This window comes from Streptomyces sp. NPDC005863, assembly GCF_042871345.1.
Taxonomy (GTDB): Bacteria; Actinomycetota; Actinomycetes; order Streptomycetales; family Streptomycetaceae; genus Streptomyces.
On sequence record NZ_JBIAII010000018.1, the window covers coordinates 72,218 to 95,394 of the forward strand.

The window sequence follows — 23,177 nt, forward strand, 5'->3', positions numbered from 1 at the left end:
CGTAGAAGATCACGTCCACCCCGTCAGGAGACCCCGGGGCAGACCCCCTTGCCCCGAGGGGCAGCGCAAGAGGCCTGCGGTGGACGCCAGTTCGTGATGGTGGAGAAACTGCGCAGCACGGAGCCCGGGGCGATCCTCGCCGCCGTCGAGACGAAGGTGTTGCGCGCGGCGATCATCGGGGCCGAGGTCAGGTGGGTGACGCGGGCGGCGCGCGCCGCCCTGCGGACGATGTCCGTGGTGCGCGGAACCCGTGCCGCGCTGTACGCGGCGAGCCCCGCGCCGAGGTCGGTGCCCGGGGCCACGTGGTGGGCGAGGACGACGGCGTCCTCGATCGCCTGGTTGCCGCCCTGGCCGAGGCTCGGCGTCATGGCGTGCGCGGCGTCGCCGACCAGGACGACGCGGCCCCGGTGGTGTGCGGCGAGGGGCGCCGTCAGGTGACGGACGTCGTTGCGCAGGATGTCCTCCTCCCGCACGGCGGCGAGCAGCCGGGGAATCGGGTCGTGCCAGTCGCCGAACCGCCGCTCCAGTTCGGCCTTCTCGCTGTCGGGCGCCCTGCCGCCCTCGGGCAGCCGCGCGGTGCAGTACGCGTACACCCGCCCGTCCTTGAGCGGCTGTGTGCCCCATACGCCGCCGCGGCCCCACGTCTCGTGCGGCGCGAACGGCTCGGCGGGGGCCGGCACGACGAACCGCCACGCGGTGAAGCCCGCGTACACGGGCCGTGGATGGGCGGGGAAGAGGGCGGCGCGCACCGCGGAGTCGATGCCGTCGGCGCCCACGACGAGGTCCGCCTCGATGTCGCCGTCGTCGGTGCCGACCACGGCGCACCGGGTGGTCGTGCCGGGATCCACCAGGCGGGCCCGGACACCGGTGCGCAGCGCCTTCTCGGGCAGCGCGGCGACCAGCAGGTCGACGAGGGTGGCGCGGTGCAGCATCACCAGGGTCCCGCCGTGTGCCGCCTCGGCGTCGTCGGCGCGCGTGCGGACCAGCCAGCGGCCGTGCTGGGCCCGCATGCCGCCGTCGCCCTGCCAGGCGGCCAGGGCGCGCACCCGGTCGCCGAGGCCGAGGACGTCGAGGGCGCGCTGGCCGTTGGGCGCGAGTCCGATGCCGGAGCCCACCGGCTTCAGGGAGGCGGCGCGTTCGAGGACGGTGACGGACCATCCGGACTCGTGCAGTCCGATGGCCGCGGTGAGCCCGCCGATGCCGCCGCCGATGACGACCGCGTGGGGTTGCTGGTTCATGGCTCCTCCTCCGACGTGCCGCGCCCGGCGCGCCCCGCGAGACGCGCTCACTACAACTGTAGTGGGCGATGGAACGACCGTACTACATCCGTAGTGAAGGAGGTAGGGTTTCCGTCATGGCCGCACGCAGCACGGGAGCCCCCCGCACCGAACTCATCGCCGACGCCGCCCTCGCCCTGCTCGCGGAGCGCGGCATGCGCGGTCTCACCCACCGCGCCGTCGACGAGGCGGCGGGGCTGCCGCAGGGCTCCACGTCCAACCACGCGCGCACCCGGCTCGCCCTCCTGGAGACGGCGGTACGGCGCCTGGCCGAACGCGAGGCGGAGGTGCTGAACCCCGCCGAGATGCCGGCCCCGGCGGCCGGCCGCGACCAGCTGGCCGCCGGCCTGGCGCTCGCCCTGCACCGCTATCTGACCGGCGACCACCGGCGCCTTCTCGTGGCGCGCTACGAATTGGCGCTGGAGGCGACCCGCAGGCCCGAGCTGCGTGCCTACTACGACGCGGCGGGCACCCAGTTCAGGCAGCCCCTGGAGGCCCTGCTCCGGGCCGCGGGCTCGGCCGCCCCCGAGCTGCACACGCTCTCGCTGGTCGCGTGGTGCGACGGCCTGATGTTCTCGTGCGTGGCGGGGTCGTACCACTCCACGGTGCCGACGCGGGAGGAGCTCCGGCGGGGGGTGGGGGAGCTGCTGCGGGGGATGCTGGACGACTGAGCCCCGCCGCGCCGGGCGGCACGGCCCCGCCACCCCCCGATCGGCGAGGGTCGCCGCCGACCCCCGCCCTCTCCGGACCCGCCCTCATCGCTCGGCCCGAGCCCACGCCGGCCCCTTCCCGGCCCCCTCCCCGACGCCCGCCCGGCGGGTCCACGTCGCCCTCCCCGCCCTCACCCGTGCGGGGCAACCTCACGCTCTTCGTACGCCAACGTGAGCCGGAGACAGCAGAGTTGCGCGAGTGCATCGATCGACCACCACCGCGCTCCTCGTCTCCGTCGCCGTCTCGGCCGCCGTCGCGGCCACCGCCTCCGGGTGTGTGAGCGTCGAGCGTCCGACGAGGTCGGGGGCCGCCGCGGCCACCGCCTCACCTCCCGCGCCCCGCGCCGAGGGAAGCAGCCGACCGCGCGCGGTGCAGGCCCCGGCCCGCGAGGCTCTGGAGCGCATGGACCCGCCCCGGGACCCCGCCCACCGCACCACCACCCCCGAAGCCACACCGGCAACCCAGGCCCCCGCCCTCGGCCACCACGCGCCGTCCCCGCCCCCACCTCCGGCACCGGCGCGCAGACCCCCCGCGCCCCGGCCGGACGCGGGCGCCACCCGCCCCGCACCGCGTACGACCCCCGTCGTGTCGGGCGCCGACGTGTGCGCGCTGGGGGAGGCGTACGGGAAGTGGCACGCCGACAGCCCGCAGGCCGTCATCTGCCGCACAACCTACGGGCGTTGAGCAGCTACGGGCGTTGACCAGCGCGACCCCCGGCACGGGACACCCCCGCCCCACACCGCCGCCCCACACCCCCCCCTCTACTCCTCCTCGCTGCCCTCCCCCACCTCACCCTCAAGGCGCGAGATGGCCTGCTTGATGCCCCGCCCGTATCCGTCGTCCTCCAGTGCGCCCACCGCGCCGCGCGCCCGGCGCAGATGACTGCGGGCCGCTTCCGGACGGCCGAGCTTCACGTAGTCCGCGGCGAGGTTGAGGTGCAGGGAGGGGTAGAACCCGCGCACCGCGAGGGCCCCGTGGTGCTCGGTGAGCCGCACGTCGGTGAGCCGCGCGCCGGTGAGCTCGTCGGCCGCCGACAACGCCCGCAGGTCCCACGCCAGTTCGTCGGAGGGGTCCAGCTGGGTGTCGGCCATGTAGTGCGCGAGCGTGCAGCGGTGCAGCGGGTCGCCGTCCTCGCCGATCTCCCCCCACAGGCCGAGGAAGCGGTCCTGCGCCTCCTCGCGGTCGCCGCCGTGGTGCAGCATGACCGCCTGCCCGATCCGGGTCATCATCGCGTCTTCCGCCGTGTGCTCCTGCTGCTCCGTCACCGGGTCCTCCGTGGTCGTACGGCCATCGCCCCCTCCCCCACGACGCTAGCCGCCCCCGCCGACAATCACGGTCAGGCTCGTTCGGGGGCGGGGCGCCCACGCGTGCCGCTGGGCCAGGCCGGTGACGGGCGGATCAGCCGAGGTCCGGGATCCGCCAGTCGATCGGCTCGTGCCCCTGCGCGGCGACGGCGTCGTTGATCTGCGTGAAGGGGCGCGAGCCGAAGAACCTCTTCGCGGAGAGCGGCGAGGGGTGCGCGCCCTTGACCACGATGTGCCGCTCCTCGTCGATGAGCGGGAGCTTCTTCTGCGCGTAGTTCCCCCAGAGCACGAAGACGGCCGGGTCGGGGCGGTCGGCCACCGACCTGATCACCGCGTCGGTGAACTTCTCCCAGCCCTTGCCCTTGTGGGAGTTGGCCTCGCCCGCGCGGACGGTGAGCACCGCGTTCAGCAGGAGGACGCCCTGTTCGGCCCACGGCATCAGATAGCCGTTGTCCGGCACGGGGTGGCCGAGCTCCTCCCGCATCTCCTTGTAGATGTTCCGCAGCGAGGGCGGCGTCTTCACGCCGGGGCGCACGGAGAAGCAGAGGCCGTGCCCCTGGCCCTCGCCGTGGTACGGGTCCTGGCCGAGGACCAGGACCTTCACCCGGTCGTACGGCGTCGCGTCGAGGGCGGCGAAGACCTCCTCGCGCGGAGGGTAGACGGGGCCCTTCGCCCGCTCCTCCTCGACGAAGTCGGTGAGCTCCTTGAAGTAGGGCTTCTGCAGCTCTTCGCCGAGGACTCCGCGCCAGGACGCGGGCAGCATGGCGATGTCGGTCACGTCAACAACCTCCGGGGTGCGATCACTTCTCACCCCAGAACCTACCGGCGCCCACTGACAACCGGCCCGGCCGCCCGCCCGTACCCTCCCGTCACCAGCTGGTCTTGCGCTGCAGCTCCCACATCATCATGATCGCCGAGGGGTCGAGGGCGCGCTCGCCGCCCGCGATCTCCTCGCTGGAGAGGATGTACTGCTTGCCCTGCCACAGCGGCAGCAGCCTGACGTCGTCGACGAGGATCTCCTGCGCCCGCTCGAACTGGTCGATCACCGCGCTCCGGTCGGCCTCCCTGCGCTCGCGCGGCAGCACCTCGTCGGTGATCTCCTTGGACGGGTAGGGCGTGTTGAGGACGTTCTTCGGGCCCACGAACGGCGTGATGAAGTTGTCCGCGTCGGGGAAGTCGGGGAACCAGCCGCGGCCGAACACCGGGTACTCGCCCTTGCTGTACCCCTCCTGGAACTGCGTCCACGGGCGGCTCTTGAGCGTGATCCTGAACAGGCCCGAGCTCTCCAGCTGCCGCTTGATCTCGGCGAACTCCGGCTCGGTCGCCGAGCCGTAGCGGTCGGTGGTGTACCAGAGGGTGAGCGGCACCGGCTGGTGGATGCCGGCGTCGTTCAGGATCTTCTTCGCCTTGGTGACGCTGGGGTTGCCGTACTTGTCGAAGAAGCCGGTGGCGTGGCCCGTGAGCCCGCGCGGGACCATCGAGTACAGCGGTTCGACGGTGTCCTTGTAGATCTTGTGGGCGATGGCACCCCGGTCGAGGAGCTGCGCGAAGGCCCGCCGGACCGGCAGCTTGCGCGCCCAGGGGTCCTTGGTGTTGAACACCAGGTAGCGGATCTCCGTGCCCGAGCCCTCGACGAGCTCGATGTCCTGTTCGCGGCGGCCGCGTCCCTGCATCGCGACGATGTCCTCGGAGGCGAGGCCGCGGAAGGTCACGTCGATCTGCTTGTTCTTCAGGGCGTCGATCATGGCCGACGACTTCTGGAAGTAGCGGATGGTGACGGCGTCGTTCTTGATGTCCGCCGCGCCCTCGTAGTGGTCGTTCCTGACCAGCTCGGCCTTGTCGTTCGCGGAGTACGACTGGAGGGTGTACGGGCCGGAACCGGTGATCTCGTCGCCCTCGCGGAGCTTGTCCGCCGGGTACTCGCCCGGGTCGACGATCGACATGGCCGGCGTCGCGAGCACGAACGGGAACGTCGCGTCCGCCTTCTTGAGGCGGAAGACGACGGTCCGGTCGCCCTTGGTCGCGACCTTGTCGAGCGAGCCGAGCAGTCCGGTCGGTCCGCCCTTGGCCGCGATGGTCCGCATCCGGTCGAAGGAGTACTTCACGGCCGCCGCGTCGAGCTTGTCCCCGTCGGAGAAGGTCAGGCCCTCACGCAGCTCACAGACGTAGACCGTGCTGGTGGCGTCCTTGAACTCGCAGGACTCCGCGGCGTCCGGCTCGGGCTCGGTGGCCCCCGAGGGGAAGCTCAGGAGGGTCTGGAAGACATTCCTGTACAGCTCCCAGGAGCTGTCCCAGGCCTTGGCCGGGTCCAGGGTGCTGGGCGCGCTCATCGTGCCGACGGTGATCTGTTCCTCGTCGTCCGATCCTTCGGAGGACAGCACACCGCAACCGGCCAGCAGGGATATGGACGCGATCGCCGCCACCGGTCGCAGACCCCTGGTCCGCCTGGCTGCGGGAACTTCACTGAACACGCGCACGCTCCTCGATCGGCCATGCCATGGAATCGGGAGACAATATCGCAGTGCCCCGCCGGCCCAACTACGGACGCCGACAGGGCACTTGATGTGTGCGTACGTCACCGAAAGCGGCGTACTGGACGGGTGTGGGGCCTTCGTCAGCCGACGCCCGCATTGAGGAAGATGCCGCCATCGACCACGAGTGTCTGGCCCGTGATCCAGTCGGACTGGACGGACGTGAGGAACGCCGCGGCGCCCCCGATGTCCTCCGGCACACCGAGCCGGCCGAGCGGGTAGGCGGCGGCCGCCTCCTCCTCGCGGCCCTCGTAGAGCGCCTGGGCGAACTTGGTCTTGACGACCGCGGGCGCGATGGCGTTCACGCGTACCTTCGGCGCGAACTCGTGCGCCAGCTGCAGGGTGAGGTTGACCATGGCGGCCTTGCTCATGCCGTACGCCCCGATGAACGGCGAGGGGGCGACGCCGGCGACGGAGGCGATGTTGACGATCGCGCCGCCGTTCTCGCTCTGCCAGGCCTTCCAGGTCTGCTGGGCGAAGCCGAGCGCGGAGATGACGTTGGTCTCGTACACCTTGCGGGCCACGTTCAGGTCGAGGTCGGCCATCGGGCCGAAGACCGGGTTCGTGCCCGCGTTGTTGACCAGGAAGTCGACCCGGCCGAACGCCTCCATCGTGCGCTCGACGGCGACGGCCTGGTGGGCCTCGTCGTGGGCCTTGCCCGCGACGCCGATGACCCGCTCCGAGCCGAGCCTCTCGACGGCCTCCTTGAGCGCGTCCTCGTTGCGCCCGGTGATGCAGACCCGGTCGCCGCGGGCGACCAGCGCCTCGGCGACGCCGTATCCGATGCCGCGGCTCGCGCCCGTGATGAGCGCGACCTTCCCACTGTCCTGCACAGCCATGATCTTCGCCTTCCAGCTTTCCGGGTCAGTTGAGCGGGCCGCCGGCGACGTACATGACCTGCCCGGAGACAAAGCCGGCCGCGTCTCCCGTGAAGAAGGCGATGGCGTTGGCGATGTCCTCGGGGCGGCCGACGCGCTGCACGGGGATCTGGGTCGCGGCCGCGGCCTGGAAGTCCTCGAAGCCCATGCCGACGCGGTCCGCGGTGGCCTTCGTCATCTCGGTGACGATGAAGCCGGGGGCGACGGAGTTGGCGGTGACACCGAACTTGCCGAGCTCCTTGGCGAGGGTCTTGGTGAAGCCCTGCAGGCCGGCCTTGGCGGCGGCGTAGTTGACCTGGCCGCGGTTGCCGAGCGCGGAGGACGAGGAGAGGTTCACGATGCGGCCGAACTTGGCGTCCACCATGTGCTTCTGGCACGCCTTGGACATCAGGAAGGCACCGCGCAGGTGCACGTTCATGACCGTGTCCCAGTCGGTCGCGCTCATCTTGAAGAGAAGGTTGTCGCGGAGCACACCGGCGTTGTTGACGAGGATGGTGGGCGCGCCGAGCTCCTCCGCGATGCGGGCGACGGCGGCCTCGACCTGGGCCTCGTCGGACACGTCGCAGCCGACGGCGATCGCCTTGCCACCGGCCGCGGTGATCTGCGCGACGGTGTCCTTGCAGGCGGCCTCGTCGAGGTCGATGACGGCCACGGCGCGGCCTTCGGCGGCGAGCCGTACGGCGGTCGCCGCTCCGATGCCTCGCGCTGCACCGGTCACGACAGCGACGCGCTGCTCAGTGGTGGACATGCTGGTTCTCCTCGCCCTTGGATACGGCTCTTGGGGTGCGACCCACGGTACGCCCAGAGGGTGAGCGACCGCTTAGTACCTTCAGCTGGACGAGACGCTAGAAGCCCTGGCACCGGGTGTCAACGGCCCACCGGACAGGTGTGACGCTTTACCTCACGAGCAGGTCGAGGAGACGGTCGACCTCGGCCCCGGGATCCGCGGTCAGGCCGGTGTGCACGGGGCCGGGCTGCACCACCGTGGAGCGCGGCGCGATCAGCCACCGAAAGCGCCGTCCGGCGTCGTCGCCCGCGGCCTGCCCCGCGCCCTCGCCGCCCGCGCAGATCCGCTCGACGGCGCCGAGCGCGGCCCGGATCCCGGCCACGTCGGCCGCCGGGTCGAGGGCGCGCAGCCTGGCCTCGTCGAGGTGGGTGCGGGCGGCCACGAAGGAGTGGGCGCGGCAGTAGACCACGACCCCCGCGTTGATCTGTTCGCCGCGCTCCACGCGCGGCACGACGCGCACCAGCGCGTACTCGAAGACGTCCCGTGCGGGCGTGGTCTGCTCGGTCACTTGGCGGCGCCCCTCGGCTCGGTCTTCGGCTCGCTCTTCGGCCCTGCGTCCGGCCCCGTCTTCGGCAGGGTGATCCGCTCGTGGATGGTCCCGGCGCGCGGCAGCAGGGCCGCCACGTAGGCCCGGCGCACCTCGTCCGGGCCGTCGAAGCCGGGCTCATCGGCCAGCCACTCCTCCGGCACCTCGGCGACGACCTCGGTGAGCAGCTCCTCGGTGACGAGGGGGGCGAGTTCGGCCGCGGCGGCCTCGATGTCGGGCCTGTAGGGGACGAGGACGTGGTCCGACGCGTCGTACGGCTTGGTGGCGGCGGTCTCGGCGGTGCGCCAGTTGTGGTGCCAGATCATGCTCGCGCCATGGTCGATGAGCCACAGGTCGCCGTGCAGGCGCAGCAGGTTGGGGTTGCGCCAGGAGCGGTCCACGTTGTTGATCAGGGCGTCGAACCAGACGATCCGGCCGGCTTCGGCGGGGCCGACGTGGAAGGCGAGCGGATCGAAGCCGAGGGCGCCCGACAGGAAGTCCATCCCGAGGTTGAGGCCGCCGCTCGCCTTGAGGAGCTCCTGCACGCGCTCGTCGGGCTCACCGAGCCCGAGGACCGGGTCGAGCCGGATCCCCACCAGCCGCGGCACCCGCAGACCGAGCCTGCGGGCGAGTTCGCCGCAGATCACCTCCGCGACGAGCGTCTTGCGCCCCTGCCCCGCGCCGGTGAACTTGATGACGTACGTCCCGTACGTGCCGTGGTCGTCGGCTTCGACGACCCCCGGCAGCGAGCCGCCCTCCCGCAGGGGCGTGACGTAGCGGACCGCGGTGACTTCGCTGAGCATCGCCCCAGATTACTGCGGGTTCCACCCTGTTCGATCACGCGCGGAGCTGCCTACAGTGCCCGCCATGGACGCTTTGGATCTTCCTCGTCAGTTCGCGCGCACGCGCCGCTTCTCGCTGGGCGTGCCGCGCGGCTTCACGGTTTCGCCGGACGGCGCCCGCGTGCTGTTCCTGCGGTCGACCGCGGGGGACGATCCGGTGGCCCGGCTGTGGGTGTACGAGGACGGGGTCGAGCGCCTGCTGGCCGACCCGCTGTCCCTGGGCGCGACGGGGCCGGTGCCCGAGGCGGAGCGGATCCGCAGGGAGCGGGCGCGGGAGGCGTCACAAGGAGTCGCGTCCTTCGCGACCGACCGGCACGCACGCGTGGCCGCGTTCGCGTTGGGCGGCGCGCTGTGGGTGGTGGACACGGACGGCGGGGCGCCGCGCCGGATCCGTACGGCGGGCCAGGTGGTCGACCCGCGCCCCGCGCCGGACGGGTCCCTGGTCGCGTACGTCTGCGGGGGCGCCCTGCGTGTGGTCGGCGTCGACGGCACGGGGGACAGGGCGCTCGCGGAGCCGGAGAGCGCGGAGGTCACGTACGGGCTCGCCGACCATGTGGCCGCCGAGTCGATGGGCAGGTCGCGCGGCTTCTGGTGGTCGCCCGGGAGCGACGCGCTGCTGGTGGCGCGGGTGGACGTCACGCCGGTCCAGGTCTGGTGGCTCTCGGACCCGGCCCGGCCGCAGTCGCCGCCGCGGGCGGTCCGCTATCCGGCGGCGGGCACCGCGAACGCCGAGACGTCGCTGCACATCGTGCGGACGGCGGGCACCGGCGCGGGCACCCGGGTCCGGGTGAACCTCCCGGAGCGCGCCACGGATCACGGCGCCGACGCGCGGCCGGATGATGCGCGCACGGACGATCCGCGGTCGGACGACGCCTGGACGGACGACTCCTTCGACTACGTCCCGACGGCGCAGTGGGACGGCCACGGGCCGCTGATCACGGCGCAGACCCGCGACCAGCGCACGATCCACGTCCTGGCGGTCGACCCGGAGACCGGCGAGACCCGGCGGTGCGGGGACCGACACGACCCCGCCTGGCTGGAGTTGCTGCCCGGCACGCCCGTACGCCTGGGAAGCGGCGATCTCGTGCTGCCCCGGAACGTGGCGGTCGGCACGCGTGGTCTTCAGGTCGGCGGGACCGAGACGCCCGGCGGTCTGCAGATACGTGAGGTGCTCGCCGTCACGGACGAACGCCTCTGGTTCACCGCGTCGACCGAGCCCACGGAGGTCCACGTCTGGACGCTCGACCTGGGGCGCGGGGCGCAGGAGACCGGGGTCCCGCGACGGATCAGTGAGGGGCCCGGCGTGCACACGGCGGCCGTCGGGGGCGGCACCGTGGTCCTGGACAGCAGGACCCCCGAGGGGCAGACGGTGACCGTGCTGCGCGAGGGCGAGCTGGTCGGACGGATCGCCGTGCACGCCGAGCAACCGGTCGTGACCCCGCGCCCCCGCCATCTCACGCTCGGCGAACGGGAGTTGCGCAGCGCGCTGTATCTGCCGTCCTGGTACGAGCCGGGCACCGGGAAGCTGCCCGTACTGCTCTCCCCGTACGGGGGTCCGGGGATGCAGATCGTGGTGCACGCGCGCGCGTGGTGGACGGTCGTGGCCCAGTGGTTCGCCGAGCAGGGGTACGCGGTGCTCGCCACGGACGGGCGCGGGACGCCGGGGCGCGGCGCCGACTGGGAGACGTCCGTGCACGGCGACCAGCTGACGCCGGTGCTCGACGACCAGGTGGCCGCGCTGCACGCCGCCGCGGAGCTGTACCCCGACCTGGATCTGACGCGGGTGGGGATCCGGGGGTGGTCGTTCGGCGGCTATCTGGCGGCGGGCGCGGTGCTGCACCGGCCCGACGTCTTCCACGCGGCGGTGGCGGGCGCGGCCCCCTCGGACCTGCGCCTCTACGACACGCACTGGAAGGAGCGCTATCTCGGCCATCCCGACGTGCGGGCGGACGCGTACGAGAGGTGCTCGCTGCTCGCGCACGCGCACCGGCTGCGCAGGCCACTGATGCTGGTGCACGGCCTGTCCGACGACAACGTCTTCCCCGTCCACATGCTGCGCCTCTCCTCGGCGCTGTTGGCCGCGGGGCGCCCGCACACGGTGCTGCCGCTGTCCGGCGCGAGCCACCGGGTGAGCGGCGAGGACCAGGTGGCGAACCTGCTCCGGCTCGAACGGGACTTCCTGGACGCACATCTGAGTCAGCGGGTGAGCGGGTGAACATCGGGACCCGCGGCTCCGTACCCATGGCCATGACGACTTCCGAAGAGACGGCCTGCGGTCCCTGTCGCCGAACCGTCGTGGCCACGCTCGGCGCCGCGGGGTTCGCCGCCGCCCTCACGGCCTGTGGAGCGGGCGACGACAAGGACGCCTCCGAACCCGCGGGCGCGCAGAAACCGGACGGTGACGCGGCCGGCGAAGGGTCCGTGCTCGCCGCGACGTCGGACATCCCGGTGAGCGGCGGCAAGATCTTCAAGGACGCGGGCGTGGTGGTCACCCAGCCCACCGCGGGCAAGTTCAAGGCGTTCTCGAACCGGTGCACGCACAAGGGCTGCCCGGTGTCGAGCGTCTCGGACGGCACCGTCAACTGCCCGTGCCACGGCAGCAAGTTCGACGTGGCCGACGGCAGCGTGAAGGACGGGCCCGCCCCGAAGCCGCTGCCCGCCGCGCGGATCACGGTGGCGGGCGGCTCCATCAAGCTGGCCTGATGCCTGCTGCCCTGATGCGTCATGCGCCGTGCGTCATGCGTAACGCCTGACGCCTCTCGCTGGCGCCTAACCGGTCCGGCCCGGGCGTTTCCAGGCGGCCAGCACCTCCTCGGTGGTGGTGACGGTGGCGACGAGCGCGAGGGTGTTGCGAATCAGCACGGGTGTGTAGTCGGCGGGGACACCGGCGATGGCATCGGACGGCACACACGCGGCGTAGCCGAGGTTCACGGCGTCGAACACGGCGTTCGGGATCGCCACGTTGGCGGAGACCCCGGTGACCAGCAGCGTGCGGCAGCCGAGGTTGCGCAGCAGGGGGTCGACGTCGGTGCCCGCGAGGGGCGAGAGCCCGTGCAGTCGGCGTACGACGAAGTCCTCGTCGGCCACGTCGATCGGCGGCGCGATCCGTACGGCCGCGGTGCCCGAGAGCTGCTGCACGGGCAGCCGTTCGGCGGCGCGGAAGAGGCGGGCGTTGTGGTTGGCGCCCCGCCCGTCGGGCCGCCGCTCGGCGACGGCGTGCAGGACTTGGACACCGCTCTGGTGGGCCGCGGTCACCAGCCGGGCGACGTTGCCGAGCGCGCCCGACGACCGTGCCTCCGCGGCGAGTTCGGGCAGGGCGCTCTCGGTACCGACGACGCCCTGTTGGCATTCGACGGTCAGCAGGACCGTGGTGGCGGGGTCGAGGAGTTCCCTGAGCTGTTCGTACGACGGCATGGCTCCTCCTGGTCGCGGAATCCGCGCGAGGCTAACGGCCATTGCGTCACGAAGGAAGAGCCCGCATCCTTTCCTGACGCTCAGTCAGCACGCCTGCAACAGCCGAGACTTGGGAGGACACATGGCCGTCACGCAGCGCCGGGGCCGCAGGATCATGATGACGCCGGAGGAGCTCGACGCCTTCCTCGCCTCGGAACGCACCTGCCGGGTGGCGACCGTGTCCCCGGACGGCGCCCCGCACGTCAGCACCCTGTGGTTCGCGTGGGACGGCACCTCGATGTGGCTGTACTCCATCACCCGCAGCAAGCGCTGGTCCGACCTGCGCAAGGAGCCGCGGATCGCGGTGGTGGTCGACACCGGCGAGGAGTACGGGGAGCTGCGCGGCGTGGAGCTCTCGGGCACGGTGGAGTTCGTCGGCGAGGTACCGCGCACGGGCGTGCCGTGCCCCGAACTCGACGCGCCGGAGCGGATGTTCGCCCAGAAGGTCTTCGGCCTGACCGAGATGCCGCACGACGGCCGCCACGCGTGGATCCGGCTGACGCCGGACGCCGTCGCGTCGTGGGACTTCCGGAAACTGGCCGCCATCGGGGGTGGCGGGACGAGCTGAGGCGCACCCCGGTGCGGCGGCCACCCTTCCGGCCTCCCCCCTCCCCCGCCGGCTACCGCAACCCGGCCCCCGCTCCCCTCAGCGCCTCCGCCGCCGCCCTGATCGAGGGGCGGCGGTCCGCGTCCGCGCGCCACACCACGTACACATGCCGCCGCACCCGGTGCCGCACCGGGACCGTGCGGACGCCCGCCGGCATCGGGTCGCGGCCCAGCTGCGGCGCGATGCACACGCCCAACCCGGCCGCCACCAGCGCGAGTTGCGTGTGGTGCTCCTCCGCGCGGTGCGCGACACGCGGTTCGATGCCCTTGCCGCGCAGCGTGAACATCAGCCACTCGTGGCAGAACTCGCCCTCGGCCCAGGTGATCCACTCGTCGTCCGCGAACTCCTCCAGATCCACCTCCGCGCGGTCGGCGAGCGGGTGCGCGGCGGGCATCGCGACGTCCGCGGGGTCGTCGAGGAGGGGCTCCTTGACGAGTCCGTCCGGGATCGGCAACGGTTTGTTGTACCAGTCGAGGACGATCGCCATGTCGATGTCACCGCGCACCACGGCCGCGACGGCCGGCGTCGGCTCCATCTCGTGGCAGCCCACCCGCAGCCCGGGGTGCTCGGCGCGCAGCGCGGACAGCGTGGCGGGCATCAGACCCCGCATGGCAGTGGGGAACGCGGAGATCCGCAGCTCGCCGACCACCTTGCCGCGCTGCTCCTCCAGGTCCGCCTGGGCCAGCTCGACCTGCGAGAGGATGCGTGCCGCGTGCTCGGCGAGCAGCCGCCCGGCGTCGGTGAGCCGCACTCCCCTGCCGTTCTTCGCGAGGAGTTGCTGCCCCACCTCGCGCTCCAGCTTCGTCATCTGCTGGGAGACCGCAGACGTCGTGACGTGCAGGCCCGCGGCCGCTCCGCTGACGGAACCGTGCCGGGCGAGGGCGTCGAGCGTGCGCAGCCGCTCCAGATTCAACATGTAAGCGATGCTACGGGATACCGGGCACGGAATCTCGCTTGTGCTACGAGATCGCCGGGGTCCATCGTGAACGCATGACCACCGCGCCCCCGTCACCCCGATCGCCGCACGCCACAGCCCCAGCCGCAGCTACGGCCCCAACCGCAGCGGCAGCCGCAGCCGCCGACGTCTCCGCGGCCCCCGCGCCTCCCGCCTCCCCCGCCCTCGACTGGCGCATCCGCTTCGGCGCCCTCTCCCTCATCTGGGGCTTCAGCTTCCTGCTGATCAAGGTGGGCACGGAGGGGTACGCGCCCTTCCAAGTCACCCTGGGAAGGCTGGCGTTCGGCACGGTCGTGATCGTCGCCGTGCTCGCGGTGAAGCGGCAGGGCCTGCCGCGCGACGCACGGACCTGGCTGCATCTGACGGTGGCGGCCCTCCTGCTCAACGCCCTGCCGTTCTCGCTGTTCGCGTACGCGGAGCTCACCATCCCCTCGACGCTCGCCGGGATCTGCAACGCGACGTCGCCGCTGTGGGGCATGGCCCTCTCCGTCGTCGCGCTCTCCGAGGACCGGCCTTCCCGGCGTCGCGTCGCGGGCCTCGGCATCGGCTTCCTGGGCGTGCTCACGGTGCTCGGCGCGTGGCAGGGCTTCAGCGGGCTGGATCTGCGCGGTACGGCACTCGCGCTGCTCGCCTCGCTCAGCTACCCGGTCGGCTGGATCTACGTGCGCCGCACGCTGGCCGGCTCCGGACACTCCAGCCTCGCGCTGGCCGGCGCCCAGCTCCTCGTGGCGACCGTCGAACTGGCCGTCGTGACCCCGCTGTTCACGAGCTTCCCGACGCACTTCCCCGTCGTGCCGCTGCTGGCGATCGCTGCGCTCGGCGCCCTCGGCACCGGGGTCGCCTTCCTCCTGCAGTACGCGCTGGTCGCCGAGGTCGGCCCGACCACCGCCCAAATGGTCACGTACTTCGTGCCGGTCATCGCGACCGCGGCGGGCGTCGTCGTGCTCGGCGAGTCGCTGAGCTGGTCGACGCCGGTGGGTGCGGTCATCATCCTGGCGGGCGCGGCGCTCACCCAGTCCAGGCCGCGGGCGCGGGAGCGGGAGCGGGAGCGCACCAAGGTGACCCCCACCGAACGGGCAGCCCCACGTCAGTCGTAGCGCCGCGCCGGGGCGGGCCCGGTGGCGGAGGCGACGGCATCCGCCACCGCGATGATGTCGTGTTCGCCGAGCGCCGCCACGGTGATCCGCACCCCGGGCGGCGTCCCGAGCCGGAACCTCGCGCCCGGCGCCACGGCCCAGCCGGCGTGCAGCAGCCGCGCGACCGCCCCCGTCTCGTCCGGCACGGGCACCCACACGTTCATGCCGCTGCGCCCGTACGCGACCACGCCCCGCTCGGCGAGCGCGGCGATCAACGCGTCCCTGCGCCGCGCGTAGGACGCCGCCACCACGCGGGCGTCGACCGCGCCCTCGGCCCAGAGCCGCGCCACGGCACGCTGCTGCAACCGGCTCACCCAGCCGGGGCCGAGCCGCTGGCGCCCCTGCACCCGGTCGACGGTGACGGGGTCGCCGGTCAGGACGGCGAGCCGCAGGTCGGGGCCGTACGCCTTGGCGGTCGAGCGGGTGAGGGCCCAGCTGCGGGTCGCCCCGGCCAGCGGGTGCAGCGGCAGGTCGACGATGCCGTGGCCGTGGTCGTCCTCGATGAGCAGCACGTCCGCGTGCGCGGCGAACACCTCGCGCAGGGCACGCGCGCGTGACGCGGTGACGGCGGCGCCCGTGGGGTTCTGCGCGCGGTCCGTCACAATGGCCGCCCGCGCGCCCGAAGCCAGCGCCCGCTCCAGGTCGGCGGGCAGCGGCCCGTCGTCGTCCACGCCCACCGGGACCGGGCGCAGCCCCAGCGCGGGGACCAGGTCGAGCAGGCTCCCCCAGCCCGGATCCTCCAGGGCCACCACGTCGCCGGGCCTCAGGTGGGCGGCGAGCACCCGCTCGATGGCGTCGAGCGATCCGGAGGTGACGGCGAGGGGCGCGCGGGGCACCCCGTCGGCGTCGAAGGCGGCTCGCGCGTGGCGTTCGAGTTCCGGGTCCACCGCGGCCTCTCCGTAGAGGACGGGGTGGAGGTCGGCCTGGGCCGCGGCGGCCGTGAAGGCGGCGGTGAGCGGGGGCAGGAGCTCGGGGTCCGGATTGCCCTGGGAGATGTTGCGCACCCCGGGTGGTGCGTCCACCCGGATCAGCTCGCGCGTGGTGGTGGCGGGCTTCGGGCGCACCCGGCTGCCGCGCCGCCCGGCCGTCTCGATGACGCCCCGCTCACGCAGGGTGCGGTACGCGGCCGCCACGGTGTTGGGATTCACCCCGAGCTTGGCCGCCAACTCCCGCATGGGCGGCAGGAGTTGGCCCGGTTCAAGGCCGCCTTCCCCCACGGCCCGCTCGACGCTGGCGGCAATCTCGGCTGCGCGCCGACCTTCGATCCGATACTCTCCTAGCACAAAGCAGATTATGCACTAATGCAATAGCTCCTCGCAAGTGGGCGCAGTACCACGCGGTACCGGCTCCAGGGTGGGAGCAACGGCTTCAGCAGCAGCAAGAAGTACCAGTACAGGGAGAGCACCATGCAGACGTCGACGCCGAGCAGCACCGCCCCCGGACCGGAGGACAGCGCCGCTTACACGCCCACCGACCGCACCGTCCCCACCCGCTCGCGGGAGCGCGCCGCGTACGACCACGCGTCGGTGCACGCGATACTCGACGAGGCCTACGTCTGCCACCTCGGGTTCGTCCGTGACGGCGCCCCCGTCGTGCTGCCGACGCTCTACGCGCGGGTGGGTGACCGTCTCTACGTGCACGGCTCGACGGGGTCCCGGCCGCTGCGGATGGCGGGCGCCGCCCCCGCCGCCGAGCAGGAGGACCCGGGGCTGCAGGTGTGCCTGACGGTCACCCATGTCGACGGTCTGGTGCTCGCCCGCTCCGCCTTCCACCACTCCATCAACTACCGCTCCGTGGTGGTCCACGGCACCGCCCACCAGGTCACGGACCCGGAGGAGAAGCGGGCCGCCCTGGACGCCCTCGTCGACCACGTCGTGCCGGGCCGCGCGGCCGACTCGCGCCCGGCCGACGCCAAGGAACTCGCCGCCACCGCCGTCCTGCGCCTCGACCTCGACGAGGTCTCGGCGAAGGCGCGCACCGGCGGCCCGAACGACGAGCCGGAGGACATGGATCTGCCGCACTGGGCCGGCGTCGTCCCCCTCCGCAAGGGGTACGACGCCCTGATCCCGTCGGAGGACCTCGCCCCGGACATCGAGGTACCGCCCTACCTGACCGAGCGGTGACACCGACCGGCTCCTGGGGGGCGCCGCGCCCTCGCGTCGTCACACCGTCGCGAGAGGCGCGGCCCCAACTGCCCCTCCCCTACGCGGGCGCGGCCCCTCGCCGTTCCGCCACCGCGCTCCGCGTCTCCGCGACGCCGAGGCCCGTCACCGCGGCCAGCATCAGCGCCGTGCCGACCACGGTCGCAGCCGTCAGCGCCTCGCCGAGCAGGACGACCGCGACGACCGCCGCGCCCACAGGTTCGAGGAGCATGATCACGGAGACGGTCGCGGAGCGCACGACGGCGGCCCCGGCGAAGTACAGCGCGTAGGCGACCGCCGTCGGTACGGCGGCGATGTACAGCAAGCAGGCGCCCACCCGCAGGGGTTCGGCGGTGTGCGGCAACAGCCCCTCGACCGAGGCGAGCGGCAGCAGGAGCAGCGAGACGACGGCGAACGCCCAGACCGTGGTCTCGGACGCGTCGGCCCCGCCGGCCCGTCCCCACCGCCGCGTGAGCAGCGTCATCGCGGCGTACGCGGCGGCGGAGAGAAGCCCCCAGGCCACGCCCACCGGCCGCACGGTCGCGCCCGCCCCGTCGCCGCCCCCGAGCACCAGCACGACGAGACCGGCGAGGGCGCCCAGGACGGCGACGGCACCGCCGCCCCCGAGCCGCTCCCCCAGCGTCAGCCGCGCGCCGAGCGCGATGAGGACGGGACCCGATCCCATCGTGACGACGGTGCCGACCGCGAGGCCGGTCGCCTCGACGGACGCGAAGTAGGCGGTCTGGAACACCGCGAGGGCCACGCCCGTCACGACGACCTGGCGCACCCGAGCGGCCGCCGCACCCGGCTCCGCCCTCCCGGGCCCCCGCCGCCCCCGCCGCCCCCACCTCCCGGCGGCGCGGGCCGCGAGCAGCAGGACGAACCCGCCCGCGCAACGCCAGAAGGAGAGGCTGATCGGCCCCATGTCGCCGGCCCCGAAGACCAGCGCGGCCGCGGCACCCGCGGTGCCCCACGCGGTACCGGCGACGATCAGAAAGAGCAGTCCCCGCCCGACGGACAGCCCGGGCGCGACGGGCACGCCGGATGAGCCGGAGGAGGCAGATGAGCCGGACGAGGTAGATGAGCCGGACGAGACAGGTGATACGGCAGGCGAACCGACAGGCACGCCGGACGTGCTCGGCAGATGTGACACGTGAATTCTCCGCAGCAGAGAGGGACGACTGGCTCCGTCTGCGGGCAGCACCGTTCCGCCCCGGCCGTCACAGGCCCGGGCGAGATCCGTGAGCGCCCCGCGCTAAGCGGCGGGGGGCGGAAGAACGAGTGCGCGCGAATGCATGTCCGGCACCCTAGGCCGGGCCCGAGCTGCGCGACAACTCCGTTTCGGAGTCCGGGACCACGCCCGGCACGACCGGTTCGGACGGCGCCGAGGACTGGGCGATGAACGCGCCCACGAGCACGATCGCGCCGCCGACGACCTGCGGCGCGGAGAGGTGCTCGCCGAGGACGACCCAGGCGAGCGCGGTCGCGATCACCGCTTCCAGGCAGGCGACGACGCCCGCCACCTGGGGCGAGAGCCTGCGGACGGACAGCACGCCGGTGACGTACGCGACGACCGTGGCGATCAGCACGATCCAGGCGAGCAGCGCCCAGGCCGGAACCGACGAGCCGTCCAGGTCGGCGTCGCCCGCGAGCACGGACCAGTCCATGCCCCAGGGCCGTGCGACGACGGTCAGTACGGCGGTGCCGACGAGCAGCCCGTACGCGATGACGCCGAGCGGATCCGGGGCGTCCGCCCCCGCGTCGCTGCCCTGGTCGGACAGGACGAAGTAGCCGACCTGGCAACAGGCGGCGCCGAGCGCGAGCAGCAGCCCGACGGCATCGAAGCTCAGCCCCGACCACACCTCGACGACACACGCGAGCCCGCCGACGGCGAGCACGACGCCGAGCGCGGCGGCCCGGGTGACGGGGCGGCGCTGCACGAAGCGCACCCAGCCGAGGACGAGCGCGGGGGCGAGATATTCGATCAGCAGCGCGACGCCGACGGGGATACGGGAGAGGGCCGCGAAGTAGCAGGCCTGAACGCCCGCGACGGCGAGGAGGCCGAACCCGACGAGGAGCGCGGGCCTGCTCCGCAACAACCCGCGGTGGCGCCAGGCCACCGGCAGCATGACCAGGGCGGCGCCCGCCACCCGCAGCCACACCACGTGGAGCGGGTCGAGTCCCGCCTCGATCAGCGGTTTCGCCGCGACACCGGAGCCTCCGAAGGCGACGGCCGAGACCAGGGCCAGCGCGAGGCCGACGCCCCTGCCGCTCTTGCCCTGGCCGCCGCTCCGTTGACCACTGCTCCGTTCACCGCTGCGGTCGCCCGTACCGCCCTGGCCCCTTCGGCCGTCGTGGCTGCCCAGGCTCGCCCGGCTCTCCTGTATCCCGTCAGACGCTTGCACCGGCACATCATGGCAGGCGGCGTCATGACCGTCACCCTCTTAGACCCCTGTCTCACGGTGCGGACGCCGCCGCCCCCGAACCCGCGAAAGGCCGGCCCCTCACCAGGACCGACCTCATCCACCTGAAACTTCACCGCCGCCAGTCCCGCACACCGCGGCCGCGGTCAGCAGCCGCAGTCCCGCCCCTCGGGCTCCGCCCGGCCCCCGGCGAACCCATGGCCGCCGGACGCGTACTGACGGCACCCCGCCTCTATGCGCCCGAGCAGCACGTCGACGTCGACCCGGGCCCGCCCGAGGACCTCGACGGCGCGGCAGTCGGGGTCGGCGACGAGGCCGGCGAGCAGGTCCATGCCGAGCGCCCGCGCCTCGCCGCGCAGTTCGGCCCGTTCCAGGGCCACGTCCATCGCCGTACCGGCCGCGGGGGACCAGCCCGCCTCCGCCACGGAGGGCACCACCGGCACCGCGCCGGAGTCCTCCACCGTCCCCTGCCACCGCAGGCCGTAGCCGATGCTGCGCTGGACGAGGTAGCCGAGGACCCGCACCGCCTGCGCACCGCTCTCGAAGACGGCGCGCACCTCGGGGTCGGTCTCCATCAGGGAGTGCAACAGGTGCGCGGTGTCGATCTGCCGGTCCCCGTCCCGCACCGCGCGCCGGCGCGCGCCGGCCACGACGGACGCCAGCTCCGCGCTGAGTCTGGAGTCGGATTCTGCTCGGGTCGGGCCGGGTTCGGCGCCGGGCGGGGTACGGCTTTGCACTCTCCCACCTCATCAACCCCCGGCGGCATATGCATCGGCGGCGGGAAGCATCTTGGCGTCCGACACAGGTTGGGCAAGCGTGCGTTGGTTGTCCTCCTTACGGATGAGATCCGACCTGCCGCTCTCCGGGGCGCGCGCCGCCTTGCCCCGCGCCGTCCCGTCCCCCATCGCTCGGCAACCACGGCCCGGCGCCACACGTCTTACTGGCATGGGGCACAGGTGCTGGATGGTCGCCCTGCCGGCGGTCGACGGCAGGCAGTACGTCTACCGGGTGTACGCACCCGACGACGCGCTGCCCGCCGACCTGTTCTGGGAGGCCTGGCACTGCCACGACGAGAGCCCGTACCCGCGGGCGTCGGACCTCTTCGACGCGGCGGTGATACGACGGGTGGGCTGAGGCGGCCGGGTGAGGCGGGCGGGGTGAGGCGGGCCGGCCCGTCCGCCGCGCAGCCCTCAGACCTCAGCCCCTGGGCCCCTGAGCCCTCGAGCGCCCCTCAGACGCTCCGCGTCCCGATCACCACCGTCGCGTACAGCTCATCGTCCTCGACGACGCGCGCCACGAGCCCGGCCCGCTCTACGGCGTCGACGGCGGCGGGCACCTGCTGTTCGCTCGTCTCGAAGAGCAGGTGGCCGCCGGGAGCGAGCCACTCGGGCGCCTCCCTGGTCACCCGGCGCAGCACGTCGAGCCCGTCCGCCCCGCCGTCGAGCGCCACCCGCGCCTCGTGGACGCGGGCCTCGGCGGGAAGCAGTCCGACCTCGCCGGTCGGCACGTAGGGGACGTTGGCGAGCAGGATGCCGACGCGGCCGCGGAGGGCGCCGGGCAACGGGTCGTAGAGGTCGCCCTCGTGGACCTCGCCCCCGGCGCCGGCGACATTGCGACGGGCGCAGTGGACCGCCGCCGGGTCGATGTCGGCCGCGTGCAGCTCGACCGGGCCGAGCGAGGCGGCGAGCGCGGCGCCGAGCGCGCCCGATCCGCAGCACAGGTCGACGACGACGGGCTCGCGCCCGGCGAGCGCGACGGCCTGCCCGACGAGGAACTCGGTGCGGCGGCGCGGCACGAAGACCCCCGGGTCCACGGCGATCCGCAGACCGCGGAACTCCGCCCAGCCAAGTACGTGTTCGAGCGGAAGGCCGCCCGCGCGGCGCTCGACCATGGTGGCCAGTTCGGCCGGGGTGCGGGCGGCGGAGAGAAGCAACTCGGCCTCGTCCTCGGCGAAGACACAGCCCGCTGCGCGCAACGTGCCGACGACGGAGGAGCGGTCCACTGAGGGGAGAGAGAGGGGGTGAGCCGAAAAAAAAGCTGGAACCGACATGCGGAGAAAACCTTTCGGGATCCCGACGGGGCTCCCTCGGTCACCTATGCCGGGTGAACCGCGCGGTCGCGAAGGGGGAGCACCCGACCTGTCACTGCGGTAATGGGTCTCACCTCCAAAGCGCGCCGCCTGTGTCCCTCACAGGGCATCAGCACACTACCCCATGGCCAGACGCCGACCCGCAGCCCAGCAAAGCTGACGGTTCATCAGTATTGAATGTTCCGGACCCTGCGGCTACGTTCCGCGACACCGTAGCTGCGGCCGTCGCAGCGCCCGACGGGAAGGGGTGGCCGCATGGCCGAAGTCAGCGCGGAAGCACGGATCGAGGCGCCCGCCGAGAAGGTCTGGGCCCAGCTCACCGACTTCTCCTCGTACGGCGAGTGGAACTCCACGCACACCAGCTTTCCGCAGGGTGGCCCCACCACCCTGGAGACGGGCGGCACCTTCGTGGAGAACATGAAGCTGATGGGCTTCCCCGCCGAGGTCAACTGGACCATCGAGGAGCTGGAGACAGCCCGCACCCTGGCCATCGCCGGCAAGGGCCCGATGGGCGTCAACGTCACCACCCGCTACTCCCTCGCACCCGAGGGCTCCGGCACGGTGGTCCGCATCGAGGGCGAGTTCACCGGCGCCGCCGTCTCCCTGATGGCGGGCAAACTGAAGGACTCGGCGACCGCCGCCCTGAACGAGTCCCTGCGGAGGCTGGACGGCCTGGTGACGTGACCTCCCCATCTCCACCCGCACCTCCACCTCCACCTCCACCTCCACCTCCACCGGCAGAACGAAAGAGGCGCCCCGCACCATACGTGCGGGGCGCCTCTTCGCGGCGGGGCCATCGGCCCCGGCCACGTCAGTCCTCATCGGCGAGGATCAGGTACAGCTTCTTGCGGGCGTCGTTGATGACGGAGACCGCCTTCTCGCGCTGCTCCTTGCTGCCGGTCTTCCAGACCTGACCGAACGCCTCCATCAGACCGAAGCCGGCCTGCCGGATCTCGTTCAGCGTCTCCCAGTCGACGCCGCGCCCGGCCTCTTCCCAGGGCGCCTCCGGGCCTTCGGCGGCAGCCTCGCGGCCGGCGTCCGTGAGGGAGAACAGCTTCTTGCCGCCCTCACTCGCGCTGCTGATCAGGCCCTCGTCCTCCAGGAGCTGGAGGGTGGGGTAGACCGAGCCGGGGCTGGGCTTCCACGCCCCGCCACTGCGCTCGGCGATCTCCTGGATCATTTCGTAACCGTGCATGGGCCGGTCCTTCAGAAGGGCCAGGATCGACGCGCGTACGTCACCGCGCCGAGCCCGCCCACGAGGGCCGCCCCGCCCGCCGCGCCCGCCCCAGGGACCGCCGGGGCCACCGGGTCCGCCGAAGCCGGGGCCGAAGGGACCGAACGCACCGCGTCGCCCCTCGAAGCCACCGAAGCCGCCGAATCCTTCGCGGCCGAATCCTTCACGGCCCTCGGGGCCGCCGTGACGGCCATGTCCATGGCCGCGTCCGTGCTCGTGTTCAAAACCGTGGGAACGCATAGCGATCACTCCTTGATGTGGTCGACCGGACGATCCGATCTTT

The 23,177-nt window shown here is 72.9% G+C and carries 25 protein-coding genes; 9 read left to right on the top strand and 16 right to left on the bottom strand.

All coding sequences use genetic code 11. The features are described 5' to 3' along the window. Window positions 1-23: 23 nt before the first annotated feature. Window positions 24-1,238, bottom strand: a complete 1,215-nt coding sequence (locus ACFYO9_RS37880; protein ID WP_358777184.1) for an FAD-dependent monooxygenase — start codon at window positions 1,236-1,238, stop codon at window positions 24-26. 116 nt (window positions 1,239-1,354) lie between these two features. Here ACFYO9_RS37880 and ACFYO9_RS37885 point away from each other — a divergent pair, with 116 nt between their 5' ends. Then, complete coding sequence (locus tag ACFYO9_RS37885; RefSeq protein ID WP_358777185.1) at window positions 1,355-1,948, top strand: TetR family transcriptional regulator C-terminal domain-containing protein; 594 nt, start codon at window positions 1,355-1,357, stop codon at window positions 1,946-1,948. Between the two features lie 238 nt (window positions 1,949-2,186). Further along, window positions 2,187-2,672 carry a hypothetical protein gene (locus ACFYO9_RS37890; RefSeq protein ID WP_358777186.1) on the top strand — a complete coding sequence of 162 codons (486 nt, stop codon included), beginning with the start codon at window positions 2,187-2,189 and terminating at the stop codon, window positions 2,670-2,672. A gap of 77 nt (window positions 2,673-2,749) precedes the next feature. Here ACFYO9_RS37890 and ACFYO9_RS37895 read toward each other — a convergent pair whose 3' ends face one another. From ACFYO9_RS37895 to ACFYO9_RS37925, 7 genes are all read right to left on the bottom strand, one after another. Then, complete coding sequence (locus ACFYO9_RS37895; protein WP_358777187.1) at window positions 2,750-3,253, bottom strand: hypothetical protein; 504 nt, start codon at window positions 3,251-3,253, stop codon at window positions 2,750-2,752. Between the two features lie 133 nt (window positions 3,254-3,386). Then, window positions 3,387-4,070 carry a uracil-DNA glycosylase gene (ung, locus tag ACFYO9_RS37900; protein ID WP_355814915.1) on the bottom strand — a complete coding sequence of 228 codons (684 nt, stop codon included), beginning with the start codon at window positions 4,068-4,070 and terminating at the stop codon, window positions 3,387-3,389. A gap of 91 nt (window positions 4,071-4,161) precedes the next feature. After that, entirely contained in the window at window positions 4,162-5,769 is a 1,608-nt protein-coding gene (locus ACFYO9_RS37905) for an ABC transporter substrate-binding protein (protein ID WP_388667317.1), read from the bottom strand. A 137-nt stretch (window positions 5,770-5,906) separates the two neighbouring features. Further along, a complete protein-coding gene (locus tag ACFYO9_RS37910) occupies window positions 5,907-6,662 on the bottom strand; it encodes an SDR family oxidoreductase (RefSeq protein WP_355814909.1) in 756 nt (251 codons plus the stop codon). A gap of 25 nt (window positions 6,663-6,687) precedes the next feature. After that, the gene (gene fabG / locus ACFYO9_RS37915; protein ID WP_356265885.1) at window positions 6,688-7,449 is read right to left on the bottom strand and encodes a 3-oxoacyl-ACP reductase FabG; all 762 of its coding nucleotides are present in this window, start codon (window positions 7,447-7,449) and stop codon (window positions 6,688-6,690) included. Window positions 7,450-7,597: 148 nt separating this feature from the next. Continuing rightward, window positions 7,598-7,996 carry a DUF3037 domain-containing protein gene (locus tag ACFYO9_RS37920; protein ID WP_355814904.1) on the bottom strand — a complete coding sequence of 133 codons (399 nt, stop codon included), beginning with the start codon at window positions 7,994-7,996 and terminating at the stop codon, window positions 7,598-7,600. Continuing rightward, complete coding sequence (locus tag ACFYO9_RS37925) at window positions 7,993-8,817, bottom strand: HipA family kinase (protein ID WP_358777189.1); 825 nt, start codon at window positions 8,815-8,817, stop codon at window positions 7,993-7,995. Before ACFYO9_RS37925 ends, ACFYO9_RS37920 begins: the two co-directional genes overlap by 4 nt. Window positions 8,818-8,881: 64 nt before the next feature. Here ACFYO9_RS37925 and ACFYO9_RS37930 point away from each other — a divergent pair, with 64 nt between their 5' ends. Together ACFYO9_RS37930 and ACFYO9_RS37935 are read left to right on the top strand one after the other, a co-directional pair. Beyond that, window positions 8,882-11,071, top strand: coding sequence for a prolyl oligopeptidase family serine peptidase (locus ACFYO9_RS37930; protein WP_358777190.1), 2,190 nt, complete (start codon window positions 8,882-8,884; stop codon window positions 11,069-11,071). A gap of 32 nt (window positions 11,072-11,103) precedes the next feature. Beyond that, a complete protein-coding gene (locus ACFYO9_RS37935) occupies window positions 11,104-11,559 on the top strand; it encodes a Rieske (2Fe-2S) protein (protein WP_358777191.1) in 456 nt (151 codons plus the stop codon). Between the two features lie 66 nt (window positions 11,560-11,625). Here the strand turns inward: ACFYO9_RS37935 and ACFYO9_RS37940 are convergent, their stop codons facing one another. Beyond that, window positions 11,626-12,270, bottom strand: coding sequence for a cysteine hydrolase (locus tag ACFYO9_RS37940; RefSeq protein ID WP_358777192.1), 645 nt, complete (start codon window positions 12,268-12,270; stop codon window positions 11,626-11,628). 121 nt (window positions 12,271-12,391) lie between these two features. On the opposite strand from ACFYO9_RS37940, the gene ACFYO9_RS37945 reads away from it, so the two are divergent. Further along, window positions 12,392-12,877: a pyridoxamine 5'-phosphate oxidase family protein gene (locus tag ACFYO9_RS37945; protein WP_358777193.1), complete on the top strand. Its 486-nt coding sequence runs from the start codon at window positions 12,392-12,394 to the stop codon at window positions 12,875-12,877. Window positions 12,878-12,929: 52 nt separating this feature from the next. Here the strand turns inward: ACFYO9_RS37945 and ACFYO9_RS37950 are convergent, their stop codons facing one another. Then, on the bottom strand, window positions 12,930-13,832 hold the full coding sequence (locus tag ACFYO9_RS37950) for a LysR family transcriptional regulator (protein WP_358708036.1): 903 nt from the start codon (window positions 13,830-13,832) through the stop codon (window positions 12,930-12,932). A 74-nt stretch (window positions 13,833-13,906) separates the two neighbouring features. On the opposite strand from ACFYO9_RS37950, the gene ACFYO9_RS37955 reads away from it, so the two are divergent. Further along, window positions 13,907-14,968 carry a DMT family transporter gene (locus tag ACFYO9_RS37955; RefSeq protein ID WP_358777194.1) on the top strand — a complete coding sequence of 354 codons (1,062 nt, stop codon included), beginning with the start codon at window positions 13,907-13,909 and terminating at the stop codon, window positions 14,966-14,968. On the opposite strand, the gene ACFYO9_RS37960 is transcribed toward ACFYO9_RS37955, so the two are convergent. Further along, window positions 14,959-16,290, bottom strand: a complete 1,332-nt coding sequence (locus ACFYO9_RS37960; RefSeq protein ID WP_358777195.1) for an aminotransferase class I/II-fold pyridoxal phosphate-dependent enzyme — start codon at window positions 16,288-16,290, stop codon at window positions 14,959-14,961. The genes ACFYO9_RS37955 and ACFYO9_RS37960 overlap by 10 nt on opposite strands. A gap of 123 nt (window positions 16,291-16,413) precedes the next feature. On the opposite strand from ACFYO9_RS37960, the gene ACFYO9_RS37965 reads away from it, so the two are divergent. After that, window positions 16,414-17,130 (top strand): pyridoxamine 5'-phosphate oxidase family protein, encoded by a 717-nt coding sequence (locus ACFYO9_RS37965; protein WP_358777196.1) that lies wholly within the window; start codon window positions 16,414-16,416, stop codon window positions 17,128-17,130. A gap of 79 nt (window positions 17,131-17,209) precedes the next feature. On the opposite strand, the gene ACFYO9_RS37970 is transcribed toward ACFYO9_RS37965, so the two are convergent. The 3 genes from ACFYO9_RS37970 to ACFYO9_RS37980 form a co-directional block, all read right to left on the bottom strand. Further along, the gene (locus ACFYO9_RS37970) at window positions 17,210-18,187 is read right to left on the bottom strand and encodes a DMT family transporter (RefSeq protein ID WP_358777197.1); all 978 of its coding nucleotides are present in this window, start codon (window positions 18,185-18,187) and stop codon (window positions 17,210-17,212) included. 268 nt (window positions 18,188-18,455) lie between these two features. Beyond that, entirely contained in the window at window positions 18,456-19,397 is a 942-nt protein-coding gene (locus tag ACFYO9_RS37975; protein ID WP_355815283.1) for an EamA family transporter, read from the bottom strand. 320 nt (window positions 19,398-19,717) lie between these two features. Then, window positions 19,718-20,308 (bottom strand): Clp protease N-terminal domain-containing protein, encoded by a 591-nt coding sequence (locus ACFYO9_RS37980; protein ID WP_355814875.1) that lies wholly within the window; start codon window positions 20,306-20,308, stop codon window positions 19,718-19,720. A 208-nt stretch (window positions 20,309-20,516) separates the two neighbouring features. On the opposite strand from ACFYO9_RS37980, the gene ACFYO9_RS37985 reads away from it, so the two are divergent. Then, window positions 20,517-20,705 (top strand): hypothetical protein, encoded by a 189-nt coding sequence (locus ACFYO9_RS37985; protein ID WP_355814872.1) that lies wholly within the window; start codon window positions 20,517-20,519, stop codon window positions 20,703-20,705. A 97-nt stretch (window positions 20,706-20,802) separates the two neighbouring features. Here the strand turns inward: ACFYO9_RS37985 and ACFYO9_RS37990 are convergent, their stop codons facing one another. Then, complete coding sequence (locus ACFYO9_RS37990; protein ID WP_358777198.1) at window positions 20,803-21,621, bottom strand: putative protein N(5)-glutamine methyltransferase; 819 nt, start codon at window positions 21,619-21,621, stop codon at window positions 20,803-20,805. Between the two features lie 294 nt (window positions 21,622-21,915). On the opposite strand from ACFYO9_RS37990, the gene ACFYO9_RS37995 reads away from it, so the two are divergent. After that, window positions 21,916-22,344 (top strand): SRPBCC family protein, encoded by a 429-nt coding sequence (locus ACFYO9_RS37995; RefSeq protein WP_358777199.1) that lies wholly within the window; start codon window positions 21,916-21,918, stop codon window positions 22,342-22,344. Window positions 22,345-22,471: 127 nt separating this feature from the next. Here the strand turns inward: ACFYO9_RS37995 and ACFYO9_RS38000 are convergent, their stop codons facing one another. After that, window positions 22,472-23,134: a PadR family transcriptional regulator gene (locus ACFYO9_RS38000; protein WP_358708049.1), complete on the bottom strand. Its 663-nt coding sequence runs from the start codon at window positions 23,132-23,134 to the stop codon at window positions 22,472-22,474. Window positions 23,135-23,177: the final 43 nt, after the last annotated feature.